Annotated in this window: 26 protein-coding genes and 1 tRNA gene; 14 read left to right on the top strand and 13 right to left on the bottom strand. The window is 49.6% G+C overall.

What is annotated here, in order from left to right; all coding sequences use genetic code 11:
• Positions 1-183: 183 nt before the first annotated feature.
• From ACFQ1T_RS01945 to ACFQ1T_RS01925, 5 genes are all read left to right on the top strand, one after another.
• Positions 184-2,121 carry an SMP-30/gluconolactonase/LRE family protein gene (locus tag ACFQ1T_RS01945; protein ID WP_379073582.1) on the top strand — a complete coding sequence of 646 codons (1,938 nt, stop codon included), beginning with the start codon at positions 184-186 and terminating at the stop codon, positions 2,119-2,121.
• Between the two features lie 147 nt (positions 2,122-2,268).
• Positions 2,269-2,556 carry a PsiF family protein gene (locus ACFQ1T_RS01940; RefSeq protein ID WP_194749345.1) on the top strand — a complete coding sequence of 96 codons (288 nt, stop codon included), beginning with the start codon at positions 2,269-2,271 and terminating at the stop codon, positions 2,554-2,556.
• 177 nt (positions 2,557-2,733) lie between these two features.
• A complete protein-coding gene (locus ACFQ1T_RS01935) occupies positions 2,734-3,606 on the top strand; it encodes a fatty acid desaturase family protein (protein ID WP_379073580.1) in 873 nt (290 codons plus the stop codon).
• A complete protein-coding gene (locus ACFQ1T_RS01930; RefSeq protein WP_379073578.1) occupies positions 3,607-4,470 on the top strand; it encodes a fatty acid desaturase in 864 nt (287 codons plus the stop codon).
• Between the two features lie 157 nt (positions 4,471-4,627).
• Positions 4,628-5,149 (top strand): superoxide dismutase family protein, encoded by a 522-nt coding sequence (locus ACFQ1T_RS01925; protein ID WP_379073576.1) that lies wholly within the window; start codon positions 4,628-4,630, stop codon positions 5,147-5,149.
• Positions 5,150-5,225: 76 nt separating this feature from the next.
• On the opposite strand, the gene cyoE is transcribed toward ACFQ1T_RS01925, so the two are convergent.
• The 4 genes from cyoE to ACFQ1T_RS01905 are packed head-to-tail and all read right to left on the bottom strand — an operon-like array spanning position 5,226 to position 8,461.
• Positions 5,226-6,122 (bottom strand): heme o synthase, encoded by an 897-nt coding sequence (cyoE, locus tag ACFQ1T_RS01920; protein WP_194749343.1) that lies wholly within the window; start codon positions 6,120-6,122, stop codon positions 5,226-5,228.
• 18 nt (positions 6,123-6,140) lie between these two features.
• Positions 6,141-7,115, bottom strand: coding sequence for a COX15/CtaA family protein (locus tag ACFQ1T_RS01915; protein WP_379073573.1), 975 nt, complete (start codon positions 7,113-7,115; stop codon positions 6,141-6,143).
• Between the two features lie 3 nt (positions 7,116-7,118).
• Positions 7,119-7,733 (bottom strand): SCO family protein, encoded by a 615-nt coding sequence (locus ACFQ1T_RS01910; protein WP_338656607.1) that lies wholly within the window; start codon positions 7,731-7,733, stop codon positions 7,119-7,121.
• A gap of 2 nt (positions 7,734-7,735) precedes the next feature.
• Positions 7,736-8,461 (bottom strand): SURF1 family protein, encoded by a 726-nt coding sequence (locus tag ACFQ1T_RS01905; protein WP_338656605.1) that lies wholly within the window; start codon positions 8,459-8,461, stop codon positions 7,736-7,738.
• A gap of 49 nt (positions 8,462-8,510) precedes the next feature.
• Here ACFQ1T_RS01905 and ACFQ1T_RS01900 point away from each other — a divergent pair, with 49 nt between their 5' ends.
• Entirely contained in the window at positions 8,511-8,711 is a 201-nt protein-coding gene (locus tag ACFQ1T_RS01900) for a twin transmembrane helix small protein (protein WP_194749339.1), read from the top strand.
• Positions 8,712-8,768: 57 nt separating this feature from the next.
• On the opposite strand, the gene ACFQ1T_RS01895 is transcribed toward ACFQ1T_RS01900, so the two are convergent.
• From ACFQ1T_RS01895 to ACFQ1T_RS01875, 5 genes are all read right to left on the bottom strand, one after another.
• Entirely contained in the window at positions 8,769-9,701 is a 933-nt protein-coding gene (locus ACFQ1T_RS01895; RefSeq protein ID WP_194749338.1) for a cytochrome c oxidase subunit 3, read from the bottom strand.
• A gap of 40 nt (positions 9,702-9,741) precedes the next feature.
• A complete protein-coding gene (locus ACFQ1T_RS01890) occupies positions 9,742-10,281 on the bottom strand; it encodes a cytochrome c oxidase assembly protein (protein WP_338656600.1) in 540 nt (179 codons plus the stop codon).
• Positions 10,282-10,466: 185 nt separating this feature from the next.
• On the bottom strand, positions 10,467-12,059 hold the full coding sequence (gene ctaD / locus ACFQ1T_RS01885; RefSeq protein ID WP_379073570.1) for a cytochrome c oxidase subunit I: 1,593 nt from the start codon (positions 12,057-12,059) through the stop codon (positions 10,467-10,469).
• 30 nt (positions 12,060-12,089) lie between these two features.
• Positions 12,090-13,256 carry a cytochrome c oxidase subunit II gene (gene coxB, locus ACFQ1T_RS01880; protein WP_194749335.1) on the bottom strand — a complete coding sequence of 389 codons (1,167 nt, stop codon included), beginning with the start codon at positions 13,254-13,256 and terminating at the stop codon, positions 12,090-12,092.
• A 20-nt stretch (positions 13,257-13,276) separates the two neighbouring features.
• A complete protein-coding gene (locus ACFQ1T_RS01875) occupies positions 13,277-13,738 on the bottom strand; it encodes a DUF2244 domain-containing protein (protein WP_313986986.1) in 462 nt (153 codons plus the stop codon).
• A gap of 575 nt (positions 13,739-14,313) precedes the next feature.
• Between ACFQ1T_RS01875 and ACFQ1T_RS01870 the strand changes: the two genes are divergently transcribed.
• The 6 genes from ACFQ1T_RS01870 to ACFQ1T_RS01845 all read left to right on the top strand — a co-directional run bounded on the left by ACFQ1T_RS01870 (position 14,314) and on the right by ACFQ1T_RS01845 (position 19,151).
• Complete coding sequence (locus ACFQ1T_RS01870) at positions 14,314-15,099, top strand: DUF2189 domain-containing protein (protein ID WP_379073567.1); 786 nt, start codon at positions 14,314-14,316, stop codon at positions 15,097-15,099.
• A 333-nt stretch (positions 15,100-15,432) separates the two neighbouring features.
• On the top strand, positions 15,433-16,014 hold the full coding sequence (locus ACFQ1T_RS01865) for a hypothetical protein (RefSeq protein ID WP_379073564.1): 582 nt from the start codon (positions 15,433-15,435) through the stop codon (positions 16,012-16,014).
• A 343-nt stretch (positions 16,015-16,357) separates the two neighbouring features.
• Entirely contained in the window at positions 16,358-16,729 is a 372-nt protein-coding gene (locus ACFQ1T_RS01860) for a hypothetical protein (protein ID WP_379073562.1), read from the top strand.
• 134 nt (positions 16,730-16,863) lie between these two features.
• Positions 16,864-17,781, top strand: a complete 918-nt coding sequence (locus ACFQ1T_RS01855) for a hypothetical protein (RefSeq protein WP_379073560.1) — start codon at positions 16,864-16,866, stop codon at positions 17,779-17,781.
• Between the two features lie 83 nt (positions 17,782-17,864).
• Positions 17,865-18,308: a hypothetical protein gene (locus tag ACFQ1T_RS01850; protein ID WP_379073558.1), complete on the top strand. Its 444-nt coding sequence runs from the start codon at positions 17,865-17,867 to the stop codon at positions 18,306-18,308.
• Between the two features lie 69 nt (positions 18,309-18,377).
• Positions 18,378-19,151 (top strand): trypsin-like peptidase domain-containing protein, encoded by a 774-nt coding sequence (locus ACFQ1T_RS01845; protein WP_379073556.1) that lies wholly within the window; start codon positions 18,378-18,380, stop codon positions 19,149-19,151.
• A 518-nt stretch (positions 19,152-19,669) separates the two neighbouring features.
• Here ACFQ1T_RS01845 and ACFQ1T_RS01840 read toward each other — a convergent pair.
• From ACFQ1T_RS01840 to ACFQ1T_RS01830, 3 genes are all read right to left on the bottom strand, one after another.
• Complete coding sequence (locus ACFQ1T_RS01840; RefSeq protein ID WP_379073554.1) at positions 19,670-20,689, bottom strand: DUF4365 domain-containing protein; 1,020 nt, start codon at positions 20,687-20,689, stop codon at positions 19,670-19,672.
• A 132-nt stretch (positions 20,690-20,821) separates the two neighbouring features.
• Complete coding sequence (locus tag ACFQ1T_RS01835) at positions 20,822-21,685, bottom strand: tyrosine-type recombinase/integrase (protein ID WP_379073552.1); 864 nt, start codon at positions 21,683-21,685, stop codon at positions 20,822-20,824.
• A gap of 159 nt (positions 21,686-21,844) precedes the next feature.
• Positions 21,845-21,929: transfer RNA gene (locus ACFQ1T_RS01830), tRNA-Leu, on the bottom strand.
• Positions 21,930-21,983: 54 nt separating this feature from the next.
• Between ACFQ1T_RS01830 and queA the strand changes: the two genes are divergently transcribed.
• On the top strand, positions 21,984-23,009 hold the full coding sequence (gene queA, locus ACFQ1T_RS01825; RefSeq protein WP_379073550.1) for a tRNA preQ1(34) S-adenosylmethionine ribosyltransferase-isomerase QueA: 1,026 nt from the start codon (positions 21,984-21,986) through the stop codon (positions 23,007-23,009).
• A 71-nt stretch (positions 23,010-23,080) separates the two neighbouring features.
• Complete coding sequence (locus ACFQ1T_RS01820; RefSeq protein ID WP_379073548.1) at positions 23,081-23,953, top strand: hypothetical protein; 873 nt, start codon at positions 23,081-23,083, stop codon at positions 23,951-23,953.
• Between the two features lie 75 nt (positions 23,954-24,028).
• Here ACFQ1T_RS01820 and ACFQ1T_RS01815 read toward each other — a convergent pair whose 3' ends face one another.
• Positions 24,029-24,673 carry a lytic transglycosylase domain-containing protein gene (locus ACFQ1T_RS01815; protein ID WP_379073546.1) on the bottom strand — a complete coding sequence of 215 codons (645 nt, stop codon included), beginning with the start codon at positions 24,671-24,673 and terminating at the stop codon, positions 24,029-24,031.
• Between the last annotated feature and the right edge of the window lie 12 nt (positions 24,674-24,685).

Raw genomic sequence — 24,685 nt, 5'->3', positions numbered from 1 at the left:
ATATCCCCGGTTCATTGAATAATCAGGCATTGATATTACTACCAAATAGCAATAAGCAGCATATCCAAAATAGGAATAGGCAATCATTTCATATTTTTAAACTTTGCAGGGCTTGCGCAAATGCTTACACTGGCTGAGCTAGGTATATTGGTTTAAATATTTGTAGAGAAGAGGATATCCGTGATGAAAAAAAGATTAATCACCTGCCTGCTAGGTGCCGTGCTCGCGACAGTGGCGAATGCATCCTGGGCAGATATCAATGATGTACGTGCCAATTTAAACAAACTGCATCTGCCGGATGGCTTTCAGATTGATGTGTATGCCGAGGTGCCGGGAGCCCGCCAGATGGCGCTGGGCACCAATGGCAATGTGTATGTCGGTACGCGTGGCAGTCATGTGTATGCCGTCGTCGATAAAAACAAGGATCACAAGGCTGACCAGGTGGTCAGCATTCTGGACGATCTCAAGGTTGGCAATGGCGTCGCCATGGTGGATGGCCATTTATATGTCGCCGAGCAGCATCGCATCACACGCTATGCCGCCCCAGACTTTGACCTCACGCTGCCGTTTAAGGCCATGCGTGAAGTCGTGTATGAACAACTGCCGGACAAGGCGCATCACGGTTGGCGCTATCTGGCGGTGGGGCCGGACAACAAGCTATATGTGACAATAGGCGCGCCATGCAATATCTGCGACCCGACAGGTCACGAGGCCTCAATTATCCGCATGAATACCGATGGCAGTCGTGTGGAAACGTTTGCCAAAGGCGTGCGTAACTCGGTCGGCATGGATTTTCAGCCAGACACCCAAACCCTGTTTTTCACTGACAATGGCGTCGATCTGCTCGGACCAGACATCCCGCATGACGAACTTAACGCAGCACCTAAAGCCGGGCTGCACTTTGGCTTTCCCTATTTTGCAGGCGGCGATACACGCGATCCCAACTGGAAAAACAAAACGCCGCCTGCCGAGGTGACCAAGCCTGTTGCAGAATTCCAGGCGCACAGCGCCAATCTGGGCTTCAAGTTTTACACAGGCAAGCAATTCCCTGCCGAGTATCAGGGCAATGCGGTGATTGCCCAGCATGGCTCGTGGAACCGCAAGGTGCCGGTTGGCTACCAGTTGGTGCGCGTGACTTTTGATGCTCAGCACCAGGTCAAGGAAACCAAGCCATTTATTGATGGCTGGCTCACCGCGGATGGCGAAGTCTGGGGCCGCCCGACGGATGTGTTACAGCTTGCGGATGGTTCATTGCTGGTCTCGGACGATTACAATGGCGTGATTTACCGGGTGAGCTACACCGGCAAAGCAGGTGCGTCAGGCGTGAACGCCAACACCGCCAACACACTGAGCGGATTCGCCATGCCTGAATCCGTTTTTGCCAGCCCGGACGGCACCCTGTATGTGTCTGAAATCGGTGAATTTGGTAAAGCGGGCGATGGCAAAATCACGCGCATTGCGGCCGACGGCACGCGTACCACACTGGCAGAAGGCCTGAATGACCCCAAAGGGCTGGATCTGTTTAACGGCCAACTGTATGTGGCGGATAATGATCGCGTGGTGCGGATTGACGCCAGCAACGGCAAGCAGACCGTAGTCGCTGCAGCCAGTGCCTTCCCACAAAAACCAGTGTTTCTGAACGATATCGAGATTGATGGCCTAGGCAATGTCTACGTCTCTGACAGTGGCGATGACAACGGCAAGGGCGCGGGGATTTTCAAGCTCACGCCTGAGGGTAAGGTCACGCAAGTGCTCAAAGCCAATGCCGGGATCAAACGCCCCAATGGTTTGCTCATGGATGGTCCTAACCGTTTGCTGGTCGCAGACTTTGGCACAGGCAAATTGTTCAGTGTTCAACTAGGTGGCAGCAAGCCGGTAGTGACGCTACTGAACCAGGGCTTTGGTGGTGCAGATGGCCTGATCCGCGACGCCTACGGCATGCTGTATGTCAGTGACTGGGCGGGCGGCAACGTCTGGCAACTCAGTGACCCCAAAGCGACGCCGCAACGCATCATCCAGGGCTATCAGTCAGCAGCCGATATCAGCCTCTCCGCGGATGGCAAATCACTACTGATCCCCGACATGAAAGCGGGCTTGCTCTATCGTCTGCCCATTCATTAAATAGACGTCTCAGCGTCAGGCATAAAAGCCCGGGATCTCCCGGGCTTTTTTTATTCCCCAAGCCATGCGCTCTATGTCAAAATGCAACACACAGGCCCGCCGCTGGCAGCCTCAAACTCGAAAAATTTATTTTGTTTGGAGACGTCGATGAATAAACTGGTGATTGCTATGTTGCTGTCTTGTGTCTGTTTTTCTGTTCAGGCTGGCACGCAACAAGAAAAAATGAAAACCTGTAACGCCGATGCAAAAGCCAAGGCCTTGGCCGGCGATGAACGCAAAGCATTCATGAAACAATGCCTGTCCGCAGAGGGCGCTAGCTCAGGATTGACCGCGCAACAGGAAAAAATGAAAACCTGTAACGCCGACGCTAAAACCAAAGCGCTCAAAGGCGATGAGCGTAAAGCATTTATGAAATCCTGCCTGTCCGCCAGTTAAGCGACCACTTGCAAAAAAGCCTGTGTTTTACACAGGCTTTTTTGTTGCTTCTGCGATGCGCTAAACGTCGGCACATGCCCCTGTTTGGCAAAATTCTGCCGCTGTAAGGCTTAAGTAAGTGATCCGCTGCATGATACGAGATTATTTTATCCGTGGATCATTGCTGAGGTTTGGCCCGTGCGCGTCAAAAAATCTCCTTACCTGTTCGCTTATAGCGCCTGGGATATCATCCCTGTCCTTGCCGGTTGCCTGCATTTTCTGTTTTTTGCATGGATGATTTCCAGCTTTCATAGTCTGGCGCTGTGGCAAAAATGCGTGGTGGGACTGATCTATGCCTTTAGTATTTCGTGGAATGTGAATAGTGTTTCCCATAACTTTATTCACAACGCCTACTTCAAATCTGCCCTGCTCAACCGACTGTTCAGCCTGATGGAATCAGTCACCATGGGCTTCTCGCAAACCATGTATGACTATGTCCACCGGCAACATCACATCGGCAACAATGACCGCAAAGGTGCCGATGGCGAGACCATAGACTGGATCTCCATTTATCGTCATGGCGAGCATGGTCAAGCCGAGCATCCACTCAAATACTCGCTGCTGAGTTATTTCCGTGATGATCCCAAACGCATCTACGGTTTGATTAAAAAACATAGCCAGGCATTGGCTTATTTTGCGGTGTTTGAAGTCGTCGTGGTCACCTTGATGATCGTGGGCTTTTTGCTGTGGGATTGGCAATTCGGGCTGTTCTTCGTGTTCTTTTATTACCTGGGCCATTCGCTGACGGCCATGAATGGCTACTATGAGCACGCCGGCGCCAACCCGGACTTGCCAATTGCCTGGGGTGTCAGCTGCTATAACAAACTCTATAACTGGTTGTGGTTAAACAATGGCTATCACGCCGAACATCACTACCGGCCCAAGCATCACTGGACACAGATGCATACCTTGCACACAGAAATTGCCGAGAAACAAAAACAAGCCGGGGTCAAGGTGATCCCTTGGCCACACCCGATTGGATTTATGATGGAATGGATGAAGGAACAATAAATGGCCGCCAAAAACAAGCCAGGATTTCTATTTGCCTACTCTTACTGGGATGTGATCCCCGTTGTGTTCGGGATACTGCATTTTGCCTATTTGATTGGCATGTTTCTATGGTTTGACCGTCTGCCCTGGTACGCCAATGTACTACTGGGGCTGGTCTACGCCGTCAGCATTTCATGGAATATCAATGGCATCTCGCATAACTTCATCCACAACCCCTACTTTAAGTCTGAGTTCCTGAACCGGATATTCAGCCTGCTGGAGTCTGTGACCATGGTCTTCTCGCAAACCTTTTATGATGCCGTGCATAAACGCCATCATATCGGTAACAGCGACCGGCCGGATGCCAATGGCAACACCATAGACTGGCTCTCAATTTACCGCTATGGCAGCAACGGAGAGCCTGAGAATGTCTGGGCGTATACCTTCAAAAGTTATTTCAGGGACGACCCGGCGGAAATCTACCGGGAAATTAAAAAACGCAATCCTGGCCTGGCGCGCTTTGGTGTGTTTGAAATCCTCTGCTCCGTCCTGCTGGTGCTGGTCGGTTTTGTGCTGAACTGGAAATTCATGCTGTTTATGGTGCCGTTTTATTACCTTGGTCACTGCCTGTCTTCGCTCAACGGCTGGTATGAGCACTGGCGCGGCAATCCTGACCTGCCGATTGCCTGGGGGGTCAGCAGCTACAGCAAGCTTTACAACCTGATCTGGTTTAACAATGGCTATCATGCCGAGCACCATTACCGTCCCAAGCACCACTGGACCAAAATGCATGAACTGCATTTGCAAATTGCTGACAAACAGAAAGAGGCTGGCGTGCATGTGATTACCTGGTCGCATGGCCTGGGCTTCTTGCAACCCAAGTAGTCGGATCACCCAGGCATCGTGGCATGGTGCCAGTCATCGTCAGGGAAACTTTTAAAGCCTGGTGCCTGCTTTAAGGCTTTATGCCCGACTTTGCGACACCTGCCCTCGCCTGATGACAGCAATTTCTCGCTCAATGATTCATACCAAGGAGTATTTCATGCAAACCCTATCCCGCTTGCTGCTCAGCCTCTCGCCTTTTTTATTGGCCTCTTGCAGTCAAATACCTTTCATGCAGCAGACTTCTGCGCACGCCACGCTGGAAGCCAAATCCGACTCACAGGTCACTGGCGATGTAGACCTGATTCAACAGGGCACGAAAGTACTGTTGATTGCCCGTGTGGCGGGCTTGACGCCCAACTCCATACACGGCTTTCATATTCATGAAAAAGGCGATTGCTCTGCGGCGGATGCTTCGAGTGCAGGCGGGCACTTCAATCCCGATGCGCATCCACATGCCTCGCAAGCAACGCCTAGCCATCATTTTGGCGACCTTCCTAACCTGAAAGCAGACAACACGGGCCATGCCATTTACCGCGCCACGCTGGAGGATGCCAGCCTGGCTGAAGGGGCACATGCACTGATTGGACATGCGATGATTCTTCATCGCGATGCTGACGACTATGTGACTCAGCCAGCGGGCAATGCGGGACCAAGAATCGCGTGTGGCGTGATTAAATAACGGGCTAAAAGCACAGTGCCGATACGGGAGCTATCCGCATCGGCACTGTGGCTTTGATTTTAAACGCTGTTGTTTTTTAAATGAGGTAATGATCCAGTAACAGCGCGGCAAAAATCAGACTTAGGTAGAGGATGGAATACTTGAACGTGGTTTTAGCCAGCGCATCTGAATACTGTCGGTAGAGGCTGACCACATAATACATAAACACTGCATTGAGCAGCACGGCGGATAGCAGGTAGAGCCAGCCACTCATGCCGAGGCCGTAAGGCATCAGCGACACCACCACCAGAATCACGGTATACAAGACAATATGCAACAGTGTGAACCGCTCACCATGGGTGACCGGTAACATGGGCATGCCGACTTTGGCGTATTCTTCGCGGCGATACAAGGCCAGCGCCCAGAAATGCGGAGGCGTCCAGGCAAAAATAATCAAAAACATCACCAGCGACTCTGGCGAGACGGTATTGTTGACTGCTGCCCAACCCAGAATCGGCGGCATGGCGCCAGAAGCGCCGCCAATCACAATATTCATCGGGGTAGCGGGTTTGAGAAACACCGTGTAAATCACTGCATAGCCGACAAAGGTGGCTAAGGTCAGCCACATGGTGAGCGGATTCACCCAGTAATAGAGAATGCTCAAGCCCACCCCGCCCAGTACGCTGGCGAACAGCAAGGTCTCCATTTGCGATAACTGGCCGGTAGGCAATGGGCGTGCGCGCGTACGCGCCATCATGGCATCAATCTTGTACTCGATCAGGCAATTGAATGCCGCGGCAGCCCCAGATGCGAAAGCAATGCCCACCGTGGCGGCCACCAGCACAGTGACCGGCACCATGCCCGGCGTGGCCATAAACATGCCTATCATGGCGGTAAAGACGATCAGCGCGGTGACGCGCGGTTTACATAAGGCATAAAAGTGCCGCAAGCCCATTTTTGCAGCGGCCATGTGTGTGATCCATGCTGTTTGCATCGCATACTCCCCCTTGTTTTAATCTAATGAATGCTTCAATCTGGCATTAATGGCGACCAGGCATATTCCGAGCAGCGCAGCCCCGGCGTTATGCATGACTGCCAGCACTAACGGTAACTGCAAAATCAGGTTGGCAATCCCCAGTGCAATCTGACCCAACACGAGCATCAGCAAGCAGCCAGTTAACCAACGCGGCATGGCTGATTGCCACAACAGCTTGACGCTGACCATGAGCCATACAAACACCAGCAGTGCCCCTAACCGATGCACCCATTGGATGGCCGTTAATGCATTCAGGTGCAGCTGTCCGCCCTCCCGGCTTTCACCCAACGCCCGAGTCAAATGAAACGCCTCGCCCACATCCATGTCTGGCCACCAGGCGCCATGACAGGTGGGAAAGTCCGTACAGGCCAGGGCCGCATAATTACTGCTGGTCCAGCCACCCAGTAGCACCTGCAGTATCCAGACCAGCAAAGCCAGTTGCAACCAGCGCACTTGCCACGGCCTGATCACGATACGTTGGCTGGCAACATGTCGGCAGGCGATCCAGCTTAAGACAGCCAAGGTCGTCATGCCGCCCAGCAAATGTAAAGTCACAATCATGGGTTTCAGCAACAAAGTCACCGTCCACATGCCTAGCAGCGCTTGTACCACAATCAAGCCGATCAATCCTACCGAGAGCTGCCACGGGGTGTGCAAGAATTGCCTTTGCCTGTAAGCTAATACGCCAAGCAGCAATACCAACAGGCCCAAGCTGCCAGCCAGATAGCGATGTGCCATTTCCTTCCAGGCTTTGGCATGTTGCAGTGGTTTATCCGGATAGGCCTGTTGCGCAGACGCGATCGCCGCCTCGCTTTGCGGCACGGTGAGCGCACCATAACAACCCGGCCAGTCTGGGCAGCCCAAGCCGGCATCAGAGAGCCGGACATAGGCCCCTAGCACCACCACACAAAAGGCCACCATCGCCGCCAGCACACTTAAGCGTTTAAACATCGACTATCCAGCCCAAGAAGCTTTTAACAATTTGACCAAGTCCTTGCGTATCCACTTGGCTTCCATCTCTGGCCCGTACTGCATCATGATATTGCCGAGCGGATCAATAAAATACACGCGGTGGGCATCCAGCGTATTCTGTCCACCACCGCTTAATAGCCCACCCAATTCTGCAACTTGCTGCGTTTCTCCATTAATAATTAGCAAATCAGGATAACGTGCACGGATCGCTGTGGTATCGGCCTGTTGCGTGATGAGCACCCGTTGCACGCGGATCATGTCTTTATACAAGGAGACATAAATCTGCCTGAGGTCGTACAGCCGCTGCATACAAGCACTGTCGCACTCCCGTGCGATAAACACCATATTCCATTTGTCTTGCCAGAAGGTGGGCAGCGCCTGCTGCCTGTCGCTGACCCAGTGCGTCGCATGCGCAATCGAGACCGGCGGATGAATGAGCTGACCATGACTTTTACCGCTGGGTCGCCAGTCAAACTTGAACATCGCGACCACGACGAGCAGCGGCACTGTAAAAAATACCGCCAGCAGAAAAAATACCCTGCGGCCTTTGCGCTGCTGGATCGGGTCCAAAACCACCTCTGTCAACTGTTCCTGCATGATCAAGACCGCTTTTCTATCATTTGATAAAGACCAATCATAAAACTCGCCAAGGCAAACCCAAACCACTGATAGGCATAACTCATATGCTTTTCAATTTGCCCACCAGGCACTTCCCATACTCTAACGAATCCGGCAGGCATTGCTGGATCAAGTTTGAGGATGACATTTGCAAACGAAAAAGGCACATGCTGCCGTAAGTAGGAAAAATCTATTACAGGTTGCACCGGCTGCCAGCTTGAGCCCGCTTTATCCAACCGGAATCCGGTTTTGCTTTGTTGCCAGAACATCCCCCGGATGACTTGCTCTGCTTCAGGGGTCTGAATCTCGGGGATTTTTTGATGGTCTGCAAAACCGGGCACCCAACCACGATTCACCCAAATAAGATGCTTCTGGTCATGCAGTAAAAACGGTGTGATGACAGCAAATCCGGCCTGCCCTTGAACCACCTGGTTATCCAGAAAAAAACTGTATTGTGGTAGATAGCGGCCGCCGATCATCACTGTCTGCAAGTGCAGGGCCTCAACATGACTGGGAATATCCAGCGCTTGTGCGCGCAGCTCCACGGCATCGCCATGCGGTTTCAATGCCAGCATAATCGCCTGTTTTTGCTCAGCCTTATGCCACTGCCACAGGCCCAAGCGCAGACAACTCCAGATTGCCACCACCATCACAGCCACCACCATCCAGCGCAGACGAAAAACATAATTTCCCAAGGGTATTTGCATTTTTTTGCTTACAGCCCATAATGTCATCACGTTACCGAGAGATCACATCATGTTAATTAAAATTGCCACCATTTTGATACTGATCGTCATTATTGGCAGCCTGTTTTCTGCCCTGCTTTTTTTACTCAAAGACAAACGCGGATCAGACCGCACGGTTAAAGCACTTACCCTGCGTATTGGTCTGTCTATCTTCCTGTTTCTCGCACTGGTCATCGCCGCACATTTTGGCTACGTGGGCCATACGCTTTAATCCAGAACGATGGAATCACCAGACTAAAAAGGGCGCTGTTTGCGCCCTTTTTAACCGTCAGAGCATGTAAACAAAGATATACAAACCGAGCCAAACCACATCCACAAAGTGCCAATACCAGGCCACGCCTTCAAACCCGAAGTGGTGCTCGGGAGTAAAGTGACCGCGAATGCTGCGCAACCAGATCACAATCAGCATGAGGGTGCCAATGGTAACGTGAAAGCCATGGAAACCGGTTAACATGAAGAAGGTCGCACCATAGGCGCCAGACTTCAGCGTCAGCCCCATTTCTGTATAAGCGTGGTGATACTCGGCTGCCTGGCAGCACAAGAAGGTCACCCCCAGTGCAATCGTCAGGAACAGCCCTACAATCAGTTGTTTGCGGTTATTTTTGATCAAGCCCCAGTGTGCCCAGGTAATGGTCGCACCAGAACTCAACAACAACAAGGTATTGATCAGTGGCAGGCCACTCCAAGTCATGGGGTGAAAGGCGGTGCTTGGTTGATAGGTCTCCCCCAGAACCGTTCCGCCAGGCCCCTGTGATGGCCAAGTACTTAAAAAGTCCTTGTAAGGCGTAATGTCTGGCGCGTAAGAAGCCAGATCAGGCACCGACAACACGCGCATATAAAACAATGCCCCGAAGAACGCCGCAAAAAAAGCCACCTCAGAGCAAATGAACACGATCATGCCAATACGGAAAGATTTGTCTTCCCATTTTTTATACTGGCCGGTGACACTTTCAGTGACAACTGTACTTAACCACTTGAACATCATGGCCAGCACAATCGCCAGGCCCAGATACATCATGTACTTGCCCGGGGTAGCGAGGTAGGACAAGGCCGGATTTTTCATAGACCCATCTAGCCGCGTGTCCGAGCCGGTAACATTAAAGACAAAGCCACTCGCCATCGACAGCAACCCGACTGAAATCAATGCCGGGTAGATACTGCCGTGCGGGACAAAATAGTGATTTTCTGAATGACTAGCCATGCATTAACTCCCTATCCTTTGATCGTGTTACTCATATTATTTATTGCTGACTTGCCGGAAAAAACGAATACGACAAGGTCATTTCTTGTACATCTTTGGGCAATTCGGCACTGACGAAGAATCGCAGTGGCAATGCCTTCACTTCACCCGGTTTTAACGATTGCCTGACAAAGCAGAAACACTCTATTTTTTTCAAGTGGGCCGATGCTTTGCCTGGGGTCACACTGGGAATGGCCTGCCCGACAACCTCCTCATTGGTAATGTTTTTTGCCTCAAACATGACCGTAGTGACTTGGCCAGGATGCACCACCACACTGCTTTGCTTAGGATAAAAATTCCACCCCAACCCAGGCATCACCGATGACACAAACTGCACGGTGACTTCCCGCTTTAAATCTACAACTGCTTTTGTGGCTGTTTCCGCCGTATTTTTGGTTTTGCCATTGAGCCCGGTCACAGAACAAATGACGTCATACAATGGCACCAAGGCAAAGGCAAACAACAGCGCACCGACGATGATCCACACCAATTTAAAAGCCAATTTTCGATTGGCTTCTACCTGATCTTGTTTTAATGCCATAACTGTTTCAGCAACTGGTTTACTTCCAGATCGTAAACATCGAAATCAGGTACCAGAGAATTGCTACCGCAGCGAGCAGCCATGCAATTTTCCTGTTATTAGACTGCTTGGGATCACTCAAAATACGTCAACCTTAAAACAAAGCCAATCAACCAAAAAACTGGATTGACTGGCTTTTTTAGCATTTATTTAACCACCGGCTGTTCAGTAAAGCTGTGATATGGCGGAGGAGATGGCAACGTCCACTCCAGGCCTTGCGCCCCTTCCCAGACACGGTCTGTTGCCTTTTTGCCACCTTTGACACAGCTGATAATGATGTAGACAAACAGCAACTGTGACAGACCCAAGGCAAATGCACCGATACTCGAAATCATATTGAATTCGGCAAACTGCAAGGCATAGTCTGGAATCCGGCGCGGCATCCCGGCCAAGCCGACAAAGAACTGTGGAATAAAGGTCACATTGAATGAAATGGCTGTTAACCAGAAATGTAATTTACCCAGTTTCTCGTTATACATATGGCCTGTCATTTTTGGCAGCCAGTAGTACACGCCCGCCATAATCCCCATGATGCCACCCGCAAACAGGGTGTAATGGAAATGTGCGACCACAAAGTAACTGTTGTGATATTGCGCATCGGCAGCCACGTCTGCGAGCACCAGACCAGTCAGACCACCCACGCCAAACAGAATAATCCAGCCGACCGTGAACAGCATTGGGGTTTCAAAGCTCATGGAGCCTTTCCACATGGTGCGGATCCAGCAATAGAACAGTACCGCCAACGGTAAGGAAATTGCCATGGTGCTATACATAAAGTACAGCAATGCAGGCACAGGCATACCGGCTGTAAAGAAGTGGTGCGCCCAAACAACGACCGCCAAAGCGCCAATCGCCCACAATGAATACACTTGCGCTTTATAGCCATACATAGGCTTGCGGCTGAAGGTTTGCAGAATCTGGGGGATAAAGCCCCAGACGGGCAATAGCAGAATGTAGACTTCCGGGTGACCAAAGAACCAGAACAAATGCTGGAACATAATCGGGTCACCGCCACCGGCCGCGTCAAAGAAGTGTGTACCAAAGTGACGGTCCGTCAGCAACATGGTCACTGCGCCGGCCAGTACAGGAATGGTGGCAATCAGCAAGAAAGCGGTGATCAGCCAACCCCAGGCAAACATCGGCATTTTCATCAAGGTCATGCCAGGCGCACGCATGTTGTAAATCGTCACAATAATGTTGATTGAACCTAACACAGACGAAATACCCAGCAAGTGCACCGCAAAAATGGCAAAGTCCACACCAATGCCGCCTTGCACAGACAGCGGCGGGTAAAAGGTCCAACCGGTGGCCAGCGCGCCATCACCCACACCAAACAATGCCAGAGTGAATGGCAACGTCAGCAAGATGGCGGAAGGGGGCAAAATCCAGAAGCCCCAGTTATTCAAGCGCGGTAAAGCCATGTCTGGCGCACCAATCTGCAACGGCAACATCCAGTTGGCAAATCCGGTTGCAGCCGGCATCAACGCTGCAAAAATCATGATCAGCGCATGCACGCCAATTAACTGATTAAAGAACTCGGGGTTCATCAATTGCAGTCCGGGCTTGAACAACTCGGCACGGATACCAAGAATCATGCTGCCACCAACCAGGAACATAATCAGTGAAAACGTCAGGTACATGGTCCCGATATCTTTGTGGTTTGTCGTCGTCAGCCAACGCATGATCCCGGTTGGGTAATCCTGATGCTCGTCATGATGTGCTACTGAAGTAGTACTCATAGTGCTCTCCTAAATCAATCGCTTAAATATTTATTCACGGGCTGCTTTAACTTGCGCCGGCTGCAACACGGCATCCACTGCCGCCGCGTTACCCAAGGCATTACGCTCATAGGTGATCACCGCTGCAATTTCCGTATCGTTCAAAGTTGCCTTCCAGGCGGGCATCACACCCTTGCCATTCAGCACGCGGTCAAGGTGGCTATCTTTCTGATATTTGCCATCAGAGCCAAAAATAGCGCCCGTCGCAATTTTGCTGCCGGTCAAGGCCGGGAATGCAGGCGGCAAGCCAGCCCCGGTCACCTGATGGCAGACGGCACAGTTTTTCTCGTAAACCACTTTCCCCTGCGCCACCAACTCATCCTTGGTCATTTCTTTCACATCATTCGCGGCTTTTTGCTCATCCTGTTTTTTGTTTGCCCACTGCGCAAACTCTTCTTTGGAAACCGCATTCACAACCACCGGCATATAGCCATGCCCCTTGCCACAGAGTTCTTTGCATTGGCCGCGGTAGACGCCTGGCTTCTCGACTTGCACCCAGGTTTCACGGATAAACCCAGGCACGGCCACACGTGACGAGCCAAACTGTGGCACCCACCAGTTATGCAACACATCAGAGGCCGTCATCAAAATGCGCACCTTCTCGCCGACAGGCAACACTAGCGGATTATCGACTTCAAGCAGGTAGTGCTCGCCTTTATCTTCCTCGTTATGCATTTGGCCGTTAGTCGTCGCCAGGTTGCTGACGAACTTGATGCCCTTGGCATCGCCATCAAGATACTCATATTGCCAGCGCCACTGTGACCCGGTAATTTTGATCACCATGGTCGATTGGTCTCGCGTGTCTTCCATCATCACTACGCTGTGATAGGCCGGGATACCCATGATGACAAAGTCAATCAACAGCAGGATCGCAAACGGGATCAAGGTCCAGAAAATTTCTACGGCAGTAGAGGGGGGGTTATCGGCGACAGGTTTGTAGCCTTTGCTGTGACGGTGGGTCACAATCGAGTAAATCATGATTGCCAGCACCACCACAAAAATCACGGCAGTAATCAGCATGAATTTATTATGTACGTGGAGGGTATCCAAAGCCATTGGCGTGACTGGCTCCGGAAAATTCCAGGTGTAGTCAGCATGCGCACTTAAAGACAAAAACCATGCAACCGCACCAACCCCGAGTTTCTTCATCCCTTGCATCTAATCGCTCCAAAATCCAGTTATCTAGTTTTTAGAAGTGTTCGTTTGAGATGAGAGGCCAGGGCTTCGCGTTGCGCATCATCCATGGTATCTCGACCAAACTCGACTTCTTGATTATGGGACCCTATCCACAGTGACGTCTTGCCGTTCTCACCTTCCCTGAGCGTTATACGGGTCCAGTAGCGCTGAAACCGAACGTGTTTTATTTTCCCCAACACACTTTGTTCGATTTCAATATGATCCTCAACGAAAGTGATTTTTTCGTAGTCACCGCTATGACGCAGCACCACCACAAACGCCAGAACCACCAACACCAATTCCAAGCCAGCAAATGGCAACACCATCCAGGCACCGATATGCAAAAAAGCCATGGCAATCAGCCCCGAAAACACGCCCAAACTCAGCAACAACTTCAACACACTTTCCGATGAAGCCGAGGCATTTGGCCTGGTAACGCATTGTGTTTCGCAAATAGATAACATGTTTGCCAACCCAGAATTCAGCTTGTATCAACCAAATTACGTTTAGTTACAAATTTGTTACATGTTGTAAATTAGCACAAGATAATCGCAGTGACAAGACAAAAAATGCCCGGTGCCAATGTCATCAATGTAAATTTATGAATAGCCACGCTTAACAAAAAAACACGCTCACTCTACCAATCTCACAATTGCAATCCCCCTCACAGCCCCTTAAAAACGCGGCAAAGCAATTCAAAACCTTGGTTCTGCCATCAAGATAGCTGTGCTCACCCGCAGCGCAAAATGTCACTTAAAAGCACAATCAAGAAAATATTCCGGTGGGTGTTGTCACATTTTTGTTGTTGCTTAAGCCACCATTCATGATTAAGCTAAACAAGTCTCGGAACAGAAATGCGCTCCGGGTGACGTGCGCAAAGCCTCAAAACTTGGCGCATTCAAAGCAGTTTTTTGTGTTGATTGATTAGAAATGCCAGTAGCGGGACCGCCGTCCACGAAAGTGTATTTTTAGTTTTAAGACCGGCCCCACTGCCAGCAGCAATGAATGATAGCTATCATTTTTGACGGGGGCCAAACACATGGGCATACAGCATATTTCAGCCAACAAAATACACGCTGACGATGAATTTTTAATTCGAAAAGTCCCCATCCACATCATTCCAGACTGGCTACATTCCGGCGTCACTGACATTCATCTCGGTGGCCGTGCCAGCCTGTTTTATGGCATTTTTTTTGCGGCAACAGGCATTCTGTTACACACCATCTTCGCTGAAAATTACTGGCTGCTCGCCGGGCTCACTACCGGGTTTTTCCTGCTAGGACCATTTCTGGCCATGGGGCTATACGATCTGAGCAGACGCATGGAAGCTGGTGAGCCACCCGCCCTCGCCCCCACGCTCATGGCCTGGCTACCCAACCTCATCAACATCACTCTGTTTACCGTGCTGCTGGTGTGTTTGTTTTTAAGCTGGGTGCGGCTCTCCATGACCATTTTCTCGCATTACTTTCACGGTGCGCTGCCAACATTTACCGATGTCGTCATCAATGTATTCACATTCAAACAACCGGTTTTCCTGTTAGTTTACTTTGGCACTGGCGCCTTGTTTGCCGCGGCCATTTTCAGCATCAGCGTCATTGCCATGCCCCTCATGCTAGATAGAAACACCAGCGCCTGGACCGCCGCCATTACTAGCCTGCGCACCTGCGCCCGCAACCCTATCCCCATGCTGTTCTGGGCTTTTTGTATTGTCGTGCTCATCGGCTTTGGCCTGGCGACCAACTTTTTAGGTTTAATGCTGACCATGCCCGTGGTTGGACACGCAAGTTGGCATGTCTATCGGGATTTGATTGAGGTAAAAAATTAATCCGCTCGTTAAAGTCCATATCCAGCGATAAAGTAACTGCCAGTAATCAGCCTGTCTAGTAATGATTGAGATAATTTAATATCTATGCTGCTTAGTGATTTAGCAACTTATTACTTTAAATCAATTAGTCACATTGATTCTAAGACTCTGCAATAGTCGCATGGTTATCCCATCCGGCTACAGTAGAGTGAAATGTAATGATTTGTATATATAATATGGTTAGACCTTCAGGGAAGTCTAAGACAAGTTTCATGTTGATCTAGTTATATGCACAGCGGCAACTATAGCCGCGATCTATGTTTGTTACGTAGAGAATTAAAATCGGATAAAAACTTGAATAAAATTACCATATTACTTTTAAGCACACTTTTTACTGCATGCGCTACAGGCAATCCATACAAAAACGATGATCCTGTTGATCAGGCGCTCAAAATTTGTGGCCTAGGTTACCAATCACAAGCTGCAAGAGTTTATAAAGGCGCTTACGCTTATGCACTTAAAGAAGGTAGCGCTGAATTTGAGATGAAGATGAATGATTATATCAAGTCACAAACAACTGCTATGTTTGAGTCAATGCAGCTCAAAGGTAAAGAAGAGCTAGACATTCTACAAAAAGAAATTCAAGAAAATCGATCTTGCGTACTCAATTTGATTGAAAAAAACCGTCCGAAAACTCGCTCTGAATTTATATCGTCATGCATTTCCGACCTGAAGAACCGTGTGGGTGATATTGGCAACCAATACCCCAAAGTTAAGAACTGGAGCGTAATCGAGTCTCACCCACAAAATTCTGAAAATAACATTGTAATCAAAGCAGGTATTGATCACGGCGGATCAGATAGTTATTGGCAGACATTAACTTGTCGAATACGAAATAATCGATATGATGATTTAGTATTTATGGATTCCAATTGAAAAATTAGTCCAACCCTTTTTAAAAATGTCTCGCCGCCGAATTAAGCAAAAGCAATTAACCCCACAGCCGATCTCAATCGATGTAGTAAATCCTGAGACCATAAAGGCGCCTTGGTATAAGCGCTACTGGGTGATCGCTTGCGGTATTTGCGGCTTAGTTACAGCAATCCTTATCAAAGGCCCGGAAGCTTTGCAAAACTCTAGGGTCCTACCGTCAGAAATCGCACATACAATTTCCCAATTTCGAAGTTGGGTATACGAAGACTCGGATTGGACCGGAAAATGGTCCGCTCACCCAGAGGGTTACGTTGATCTTATGGACATGCACCTATCTGAAGTTGATATGGAAATCGTTATCTGGGCAACTGAAGGCCGGATCGACGGTACAATTGCAACCAAGAGACTTTGCAAAGAGCTTCCATTGCTGAACTACATTTTGCTTGAGGGTAGCGTTTCCGGTAACTCTGCTGAAGTAGTTGCATGGGATCTAATTGGCGGTCATCGCGTTGAGTTTGCAAGGCTTACTCTTGAGCGTGACGGGCAACTTATGGCCGTCACGCCAATAGCTGGAAATAAGGGCTTGTTCCCAATAAGGTCACGCATTGCACGCGACCCTTCCGTACCAGAGGATAAGGAAAAACTGGATGCTGACCACACTTTTTGCTCCGTGGAGAGATCGGAATTGCTCAAGAGATTTCGAAGCAAACAGCATTAAGGCCTACAAATCATTCAGGCCAACTCTGCTTTTATCGCACTCAGATTCTCTCAAATGAAGTAATGGAAATGGCAATCCCTGGGAGTCAGTAGATGATCGATCATAAACTTCAAATCCATTAGATAGGAGTGTTAATGGCACAGACCGGAACAATATTTAGAGCTCTTGTCGCTTCACCTAGTGATTGCATTCACGAACGAAAAATTATTCCGGAAGTCATCGCTACGTGGAACGCCGTCCACTCTTTGAGCGCTGCGGCAATTATTGAGCCAGTTCTTTGGGAGATGCATTCCAGACCAGGAATGGGTAGCCGCCCGCAAGAGGTAATCAACCGGCAGCTTGTTACGAATTGCGATCTAGTAATCGGAGCGTTCTGGACAAGACTGGGTACGCCCACAGGTGTCTCAGAGTCGGGGACTGCAGAAGAGATCGAACATTTCAGAGAAGCTGGAAAGCCCGTGCTTCTTTACTTTTCGTCGGCTCCAGTTGTTCCGGAGAGCCTGGACGCAGAGCAGTATAAAGCACTTACCGAGTACAAGAAGCGTTTGGGGCAAGAGGGGCTGTATTTCAAATACGAGACGCTTTCCGAATTCCGAGAGCTGCTCCAGCGTCATCTTGCAGGTGAGATGATTGAACTATTAAAGCAAATTCCAACTACAAACCTGCCTACTGAAATGGCCTCATCTAGTGCAACTGAGCAGCAGCAGGCACTTACCAATTTCTGCGCTGACTTTGAGGCCTTCTTACGAAGGCTAACTGCTGAGTGGGAAGCCGAGCGCGACAGCGATCCCCACAGCACAGATGATGGCAAGTACATCATGAGTCGCGCCGCAGACGAGGTGTTGCACTTCAAAAGCATGATCACTGAAGACGGCACCGGGGTATCACAGAGCCTTGGGGAGATATTGAAACGCCTTCGCACTCATCAACGACATCAGACGTATATCGACGGCGGAGTTTCCTTCAAGACGTTTTGGGACGAAGGAGATCAACTCATTTCGGCGATTAGGGAGCAAGTATCGAAGCTACGAGAACTATCCAAGAATGCCTGAGCACATTATACCCAACCCTACAATGCACCGGACCTTGTGCAATAGCCTCGCAAGGCCGGTGATTTTGAACATTATATATTTCCATGAGTAAGCTGCTATATCGCGGTGTGTGTAAGGCAATGGATGCCCAAAACCAAGGGCGCATCATTGCAAATGGCTCTACTTGTCTGGTGACTGCCAAGTACGATGGAAAAATCAAGTACGACGGTACATTCACTTATGGTCCTAGCGCAAATAATACAGCGAGAGCGCAACAACTCGATGGCAGCCCCTACGATCCTTCGGCTGTCTCAACCTCCACTTCGGAGGATGTAGCGAAGCACTTCGCCACAAGTGGAAACACAGAGGATGGTTTCGTATATGTAATTGATGCCAGCAAGTTGGCTGAGGCTGGAATTTTATCCTTTGAGTTTTCTGACCCAGAGCATCCTCACGAAAAGGAAGTCACCTTAGTCTTATCAGTACAAGATTCGATCCCGTCTGATCTCATCGTCAGAAAGTATGAGGTCAAGAGTGACTGGCAATAAATCTAACCTTTCAGCCGAGCGGATTTGTGCAATTAGTCGCGCAGGCCGCTCACTTTCACATTAAACAGCATGGCTCTCATTCAGACAGATCCTTACTCTCAAGCGCTGCTTCTTATTAAAATGCGATTCGGTGAAACTGAGTTGGCCGTGGGAACAGCGTTCTTCTACAAGCGAGGTGGCGCACTGTACTTGGTCTCCAACTGGCACAACTATTCAGGCAGAGATCCGATCACTAAACAGCCTATGGCGTCGCATGGCGGTATCCCTGACAACTTGCTGTGTTATGCATGCTTAAACCAAAATACCATTTCGCGAGAGTGGTTGCCTATCGCACTCAATGACAGCATGGGACCAGCCTGGCTTGTGCATCCGGTGCACGGCAGCGAGGTGGACATTGGCGTCCTCCCTGTTCAACTCCCGGACCGTTTTCGAGCCATCGTGCTAAATGAATTACCCAGTACCTCGATGCGGCTGGGAATTTCGCAAGATGTGTTTGTCCTCGGTTACCCGCTTGGTCTCCTGGATACACACGGTATGCCAATCTGGAAGCGCGCCAGTGTGGCTACCGAGCCTGGCACATCGCAGCCTAACTTCCTGATAGACACGGCTACTCGTTCTGGGATGTCAGGTTCTCCTGTCATATTGCGATTCCGAGGATTCTATAAGCAAGACCTAGGTTCGGCTATACCAAGCGATGAAGATTGGTTCGGCGAGGGAGATATGTTCGTTGGGGTGTATTCCGGACGACTCGGAAAATCCGAGCTTGAGGCGCAACTTGGTGTCGTTTGGAAGGCACGCCTCATCGATGAAATCATAGACGCGAAAGTTCGCACCCAAGCATGAGGATTTCTAATAGAACCATCAACACGGATCCCAGCCAAAACAAAAAAGACCTAAGGCGTTAACCTTGAGTCTCTCCCACCTGGGCAAACCGCAATTCCCACGCCAAGCCAAGCCACCATAACGGTCAACTATCTCAACCGGGATTACCGTCGTATCAGCCAGCCGACTGACTATGATCGAGGTATTCTTCTTTAAGTGAGTCTTCTCAGAGCACATGTACACTCATCCCAAGCGGAGTTAAAAGCTTTTTCCGTCTCTGGCAAATATGTTAGAGAGACTGCCAGGAACACTGTAAGTGACATTTCTAAATGAGTGAATGGCTTCTGCGATTTGTCCTGCTTCAAAGCTAAGTATAGGGCAATAGGCTAATAACTGGGAAAATGGCATAATTGATCGGTGCAGGGAGAAGCTATGTGGGTCAGTTTCGGGTATGCGTCCTGATTGTCAAAACGCAATGTTGCTTCGGCAAGCAGTCCAAGGTCTGGCTCCAACGTTTTTCCCATGCACCCCCTCATTTTTTAGCGTCTTCTTGCCAGTTCGTAAATCGAGTAAAGCGTACGAGTTACCAATGGTTTGGATTCGCCATCTGATTTGGCCGGTTTTGTTTCCGTGCACTCAATGATGACTCGAATGACTGCTTCCTGTCGCTCGTAGAAGGTCACTCGTGCTGTCAATGCCTCATAATGCCGTGACCACTTTGCGCCACTCGGGAGAATCTTCTCATGACGGTTGTTCATATTCTTTGGGACAAGTGCGGAGGATCGCGCCAACATCATGCTAGCCACCGGGAGGAGTAACAGTGATTGAAACATCGTCCTCTTGGGCCGACCTATACGTGTCATGTGCCGCCATCCCCTGTTAGTAACCTCAGCAATATACTCGTTTGGATTTACTTTACTATGTAACATCCAATCCTTATAGAATCCACGACAGTGGTCGTGGAAATTGCCCGAAAGTGAATGGACATGAAGAGGTGTGTGATTCTCAGACCACTCAACTACCCCAGGAGCTTTTAGGATTGGGAGTTTACGCAACTCCGCCCACCGCCAGCAGAGGTTGTAGATACGCCCCTTACCTTGCGCATCAAATTTTCGCCTCACGTCAAATGTGACGGTAGTTGGCTTAGCAAAGGTTTGCGGATCTCTAAGATCTGTCCAGTATGCCACAGGGTCCCCTTTGGTAATCCGCGGAGGTACCACATGAATCATGATCGCAGGACCTGGCATTGAGAGCCAGCGAGGTAAATGTGCTTCGATGTGCGTTCGATTCAGATTTATTTTATAAGTCCCACTTGTCGGTGGCATCAACTTACAATATCCGGTTTTGATTTGTGCGAAAATCACGTCGCCCGTCGGCCCAGCGTATCCACCAGTCTTTTCACTGCGCTTGAGAAATATAAGAATGTCGATGCTGTTGTCATTGTGAGCGGAAATCACTTCGACACCGCAGCCCCATAGCCCCTCAACAACCCATGTTACCCAACTAACGCCAATTTGGGCCGTGTGGGTCGTGTCATGGTTCTTTCGCTTTTTTATCAATTTTTTCTTTCTACCTCAATAGCGACTTGACCATGCAAGCCAGCCTTACGTCTCTCCTGACCCTAACTGAAGCTACCGAACGTGATGGTTGTTATTTTTTATTGAAATAGTCGATTTGTACAGATTTAAGACTCACCGATAATTCATATTCAAACACATTGACTTGGACAAAGGCACAATGTGCTGTGTTTTGGTTTTAGTTACCAAGTAGCGCCATTCATTGTTCTCAAAATCAAGATCAACCCATTTCATGTGCCTTAACTCACCGATACGCTGGAAAAGCAATGGCGCAAGCTTTATTGCACATCGAACGGTTAAAGTACCTTTATAACCATCAATGCTGCGTAGCAGTTGCGCAACGTCTTTAGGTTCAATCATAGCGGCCATATTTTTAACTACTGGTGGTGGCAATGCACCTTTAAGGTCTGGAGCTGGGTTGTAGGTAGCAAAACCCTTTTGGATTGCATAGCGAAAAACTTGCCCTGCCGTTTGTATGACACGGTGCGCAGTCTCTAACTTGTTTTGATTCTGCAATATACTGGTGGTCTCTAAAACCATAGGGGCTGTTATGCTTGAGATGGCCTTCTGACCTAAGCTTGGGTATAAGTAATAATCTAACCATCTTTTAACTCGTTGCTGATGACGTTCTGACTTACTTTTATTGTGTAGGGCATGCCAGTCATTGGCTATGGCCTCAAAGGTCTTAATCGCCTCAAGCTTAGCACGTGCCTTTGCATCTTTACGGGCTTCGCTTGGGTCTTTACCTTCAGTCACCAGCGTACGGGCTTCATCACGTTTTGCTCTTGCTGTAGCAAGTGATATTTCAGGGTAGGTGCCGACGGAAAGCGTTTTCTCTTTGTCGTTGAAATAATACTTCAATCGCCACCACTTACCCCCGTTTGGGTTAACAATCAGGTACAAACCCTTTTCGTCATATAGCTTATATGCTTTATCAGTTGGCTTGGCATTGCGTAACGCTGTGTCTGTTAGTGCCATTTTGGGGTAATAGGGGTAAATTTTGTTACCCCCAAAGTTACCCCTGTAAACCGGGACATGTCAAGCGACGATATGATATGAAAAAAGGCCTAGATTTTCATCTAAGCCTTTGAAATTCATACTATTTTGAGTCTTTTTGGTACTACTTAGAGTACTTCTTGGTGCCGGGAGCCGGAATCGAACCGGCACGCCTTGCGGCGCTGGATTTTGAGTCCAGTGCGTCTACCAGTTCCGCCATCCCGGCATGGGATATAATGTAGGACATCAAAGACCTCTATTATAACCATAATTTTGACTTATGAGAACTCTAGATTTCGATTTTTATCTTCCGCCCCACCTGATTGCCCAATATCCGTTACCCAATCGTTCAGAAAGCCGCTTGCTGGAGGTCAATGCGCAAGAGCGTTCCATTAAGGATAATTTGTTCCGGCAGATTAGCGAGCAGTTTGCCGCAGGCGATGTGCTGGTCCTGAACGATACCAAAGTCATCAAGGCCAGATTGTTTGGTCAGAAAGCCACTGGCGGACAGATTGAGGTGATGATAGACCGCGTGCTGTCGCCGCAAGAAGCTTATGCGCAAATCAAATCATCCCGCTCCCCAAAGGCAGGAAGTATGCTGCACCTGGCTGGCGAGATGCAGGCTGAGGTGCTCGGCAGGGTGCAGGATATGTTCCATATTCGCTTACTTGGCGAACAGTCGTGGTATGACTTTTTGGAACAGTATGGCCAATTACCTTTACCGCCGTATATTGAGCACGCGGCAGATACGACCGACGATAGCCGCTACCAGACGGTGTTTGCCAAGCATGCGGGCGCAGTGGCCGCGCCAACGGCAGGGTTGCATTTTGACGAGGTGCTGTTGCAATCGCTAATGGATAAAGGCGTCCATGTGCGTTATGTGACGCTGCATGTGGGCGCGGGGACGTTTCAGCCAGTGAAGGTAGACAATATCGCCGAGCACCATATGCATAGCGAGGTTTACCATTTGCCGGAAGAGACCATCTCTACCATCCTCGCAGCCCGTGCTGAAGGCAAACGGGTCACAGCCGTGGGCACCACTTCATTGCGCACGCTGGAAAGCGCAGCACATGCCGGCAAGTTGTTTGCGCACCATGGCGACACGGATATTTTTATTACGCCAGGATTTGAGTTTAAACTGGTAGACCGTTTGATCACCAACTTTCACCTGCCTAAGAGCACCTTGATGATGCTGGTCTCGGCATTTGGCGGTTACGATTTGATGCGTGAGGCCTATGCGCACGCCATTGCCCAGTCTTACCGCTTTTTTAGTTATGGCGATGCCATGCTGATCACGCGCAAGTAATCCGCCCAGCGTTAAACTTGCAGACTAAAATAACGTCTATTAAACACTGATAAAAACTAGGATACGGAGATATGCAATTCATCCCAAAAACTTTGAGCGGCCTGGCACTGCTATGCCTGACGCTCACCACCCAGGCCGAGATTTTGCCTGAGGCAGAAATCGGCATCAAAATCCCGCTGGCCAAGAAACCAACCACACGCCCTATGGGCGTGGCCTACTTGCCCGCCAACCAGCATTACTACATTGCCGATGGCGGCCTGGCGCCCATGGGCAGCGAGTTTGAAGCACCCATCTCCAAGTCTGAAGTGCATACGTTTACCGGCGACGGCAAGTATGTGCAGTCAGCCAAACCGGGGTTTGATAACCGCTCGCTCTATTTCAACCCCAATAATGGCAAACTGGAGATCATCACTTACAACATTTCTAGCGCGGTAGGCTTTTTGCCTAACACAGGGATTTTCAGCCTGGACGTGGCCGAGACTGGCGAACTGCTGGGCACTTCGGGCGAAATTTCGCAATTCAACCCCGCCTTTGGCGATGCGGCTACCATGCCAAGTTATGACCCAGTGAGCAAACACTATTTCGCCAAGCAAGAGCACGGCAATCTGGTGTTTGTTGTGGACACCAAGCAGCGCGAAAAACTGCAGGAGATCAAGCTGGACTTTGCCAAAGCCAAAGTAGCCCACGATGATGTCAGCGACCATTTTGTCGCCTTCACCGGTGTGGCGGGTAATGAGCTGGCCTTGCTAGACGTAGACCATAAAGCCGTATTGATTTTTGACTTGAACGGGCAATATGTGGGTAAAAGCGCCTTACCCGCTACCATGAAACTGCGCTCACAAAATCACTTTAATGGGCTGGGATACACCAACGGCATGCTATTCGTTTATCACGAATCGGAAGGCGAGTTTGGCACCTATTACGGATTCAAGGTGGTCAAGTAACCCATAAAAAAACCGCGCTGATTCAAGCGCGGTTTTTTGATTGCTGGCAGGCACACGTTACCTGTAAAGTACTTTTTACTGGCTGCTGGTCATATTCACTTTGATCACTTGCGGCGATGGCGTGTAATGCCAATGATTGCGCCAGGCACCCACCACTAAATTCGGATAGTCCGGCTTGCCCAGACTGCCGTTATATCTACCCAAGGCCCGGTAATAATCGCCGCGCTCAATATCCAGATAATGGCGCAATATCGTGCAGCCATAACGCAGATTCAGGCGCATATCAAACAGATTGTGTTCAGGCGTACCAATAGACTGCACCCAGAAAGGCATCACCTGCATATAGCCTCTCGCGCCCACGCTAGAGACTGCATACTTTTTAAACCCGCTTTCAACATGAATCAGACCTAGCACCAACTGCGGATCCAGCCCGGCGCGCGTGGCTTCATAATGCACGGACTTGAGAAAATCTTCACGGTAGTGCGCGTCTGGCATGCGCTTGGCCAAGCGGGCTGACATTTCTTGCAACCAGACTTGTGCCGCTTGCTCGGAATCAAAAATCAGGCGCGGCGCCGCCAGGTCACTGACGGATTTTTGCATCACCGCTTTAACGCTATTGGCCAGCGGCTCTTCTTTTTGATTGCCCGCCATAGAAGGCGCCGCCCACAGACAAAGGCCGGTGACCAACAAGGCAAACACATAAAAAAACACTTTTTTCATGTTGCCTATTGT

The organism is Methylophilus glucosoxydans, assembly GCF_042676145.1.
GTDB classification, from domain to species: Bacteria; Pseudomonadota; Gammaproteobacteria; order Burkholderiales; family Methylophilaceae; genus Methylophilus; species Methylophilus glucosoxydans.
Note: the sequence above shows the minus strand (reverse complement) of the source record. Positions and strands in the feature narration are given on the sequence as shown.